Origin of the sequence: Paracidovorax sp. MALMAid1276, assembly GCF_049198005.1 — a bacterium.
Lineage (GTDB): Bacteria > Pseudomonadota > Gammaproteobacteria > Burkholderiales > Burkholderiaceae_C > Acidovorax.
The window spans coordinates 1-1,848 of the sequence record NZ_JBMIRS010000025.1; the positions used below are offsets into that span (position 1 = coordinate 1).

4 protein-coding genes are annotated in these 1,848 nt (G+C 52.4%); 1 reads left to right on the forward strand and 3 read right to left on the reverse strand.

What is annotated here, in order from left to right; translation table 11 throughout:
* The coding region (locus tag ACOQFS_RS00845; protein ID WP_421561093.1) for an RHS domain-containing protein at positions 1-675 on the reverse strand (675 nt) is incomplete at its 3' end.
* Here ACOQFS_RS00845 and ACOQFS_RS00850 point away from each other — a divergent pair.
* Positions 652-912 carry a hypothetical protein gene (locus ACOQFS_RS00850; RefSeq protein ID WP_421561094.1) on the forward strand — a complete coding sequence of 87 codons (261 nt, stop codon included), beginning with the start codon at positions 652-654 and terminating at the stop codon, positions 910-912. The two genes, ACOQFS_RS00845 and ACOQFS_RS00850, sit on opposite strands and share 24 nt — an antisense overlap.
* 110 nt (positions 913-1,022) lie before the next feature.
* Here the strand turns inward: ACOQFS_RS00850 and ACOQFS_RS00855 are convergent, their stop codons facing one another.
* Together ACOQFS_RS00855 and ACOQFS_RS00860 are read right to left on the reverse strand one after the other, a co-directional pair.
* The gene (locus ACOQFS_RS00855; RefSeq protein WP_421561095.1) at positions 1,023-1,379 is read right to left on the reverse strand and encodes an Imm8 family immunity protein; all 357 of its coding nucleotides are present in this window, start codon (positions 1,377-1,379) and stop codon (positions 1,023-1,025) included.
* Positions 1,380-1,381: 2 nt separating this feature from the next.
* Positions 1,382-1,848: RHS repeat-associated core domain-containing protein (locus ACOQFS_RS00860; protein ID WP_421561096.1), on the reverse strand; the 467-nt coding region annotated here is incomplete at its 5' end.

The following is a 1,848-nucleotide window of genomic DNA, read 5'->3' on the forward strand; positions in this document are numbered from 1 at the left end:
GAACGTGTTGTAGTGCAGCCCCGTCTCCCTGTCCAGGTACTGCCCCTGCATCCGCAGGTTCTGCTGAAGCTGCACTGTCTCGTTGGCTGACTGCTGCCCCAGCTGCTGAACAGGCCTTCCCGCCTCGTCGTAGCTCTGCCATTCCTCCCGGACTGTGCTGCCCCACGTGCTGTATTGCGCTGCCCACACCAGGTGGCCGTTGTTGTCGCTCAGTTCTTCCGGCAGGCCGTTGGGCTGGGTGTGGAAGTAATAGACCTGCGCTGCCTGCGCAGTTGGAGTTGCTGTAGTCTTTGCGTCCGCTCTGGCCAGGCCATCGGTGGGCCCATCGTTCGCCGCCGCCCCCACGTTGAACCGGTCGCTCCAGCCCGGGTTGGTCGTGGGCACGCTGGCTGGCTTGCCTTGTGCATTGTCTGATGCCCCGCCCAGCGCATGCGCCGCTGCCGCGTGGGGTTCTATGCCGCCACTTCCGTCGATGCGCGCCAGTGGCACGTAGCTGCCCGGCTCGTAAACATAGGTGGTGGCGCGCTGGCCCCGGCTTTCTTGCAGCAGCCGCATGCCTTCCCAGGTGAAGTGCGTGGTGCCGAAGCTGTCTGTCTTGGCGATGCGCCTGCCCAATGCGTCGTACTGGTAGCTGAAGACCTGGCTTTGGGGTTGGCCGTCTTTGCCTGCACGCACTACCGCCACCTGGGTCAGTTGGTGCTGGTGGTTGTAGCGGTAGTGTTGTTCTGTGTGGCTGCCGATGCGTTTTCCAATCAGGCTGTCGAAATTCGCTTGATCGATACTTTCACAGGAACCGCGGCGACAAATTTGCTTACATTAATCGCCGAACACCCCTCAATCGATATATTCAGACAAAACCATTGGCGCCCAATTATCACGCCCAATCCTCAAAAACTAACGAAAGGCATTTGACAAATGGACTAAAAATTTCTTGCCGCTGTATATTTTTAACTACGACGCCGACACTATTCGACCTTGCCCCAAAAAATAGTCATCCCAATGACAAACACCGCCAAAAGCAATTAATGATAGTCTTCATACTCCCAATGGAAATATCTTGTCAACAGAATGCAACTCTCCTCGAAGGAGCTGCTTTGACAACTCTCAACTATTGAATTCAATCCTTTAATCAAAGACTTGAAATCAAAATACCCCACAACAATAGTTCTATTTTCCAGTATGAAATATTTTTCATCAGCCCTACTGCGCAGCGACTCAGGGGTTGTCAAGGTGAAGTAGAAGTTATTTGTACCGACTTCACCCCTTATACCAATTTCGATTGTTATTTTAATATTTATCGCCTCAAGCGAATCGGGAATCCAAGCTTGCAAATTTACATGATCGGCATAAACAGCCCTGATCTGAAGGACATTTTTCATTTCTAATTTACATCCAAATGCACATTACTCCCGTTCGGATTTTTAGGAGTTGGCGCAGACTCAAAGTTGACTTGACGCCCCGTTTTTGACCAAGGCTGTCCTGTTGCCCTATTAACACCTCTTTTATCGGCAGGGAATCTAAAGGTCCTACTACCATCGGCAGAGACCATGCCCTTGCCACTTGACATAACGCGAGCATCTTTGCCCACCCATCGCCTTCCTAGTTCCAACGCATCTTTTTCAGAAACCGTTCCTGAAACCCCTCTATTCCCCCCGGCCGCAGTTTGGTTTTCTATCCGTTTCATCTTATTTTTTAGCTGCTGCTCTGAGCAACGCCGCCATCCCAACGGATCAATCCAGCTAATCGGATTGGGTGCGTACTGGTGCAGGTTCAATCCGCCATTGAGCCCAATCGGATCCGGCGTCGTAAACGCCCCCAAGTCCGCGTCGTAGTACCGGAACGTGTTGT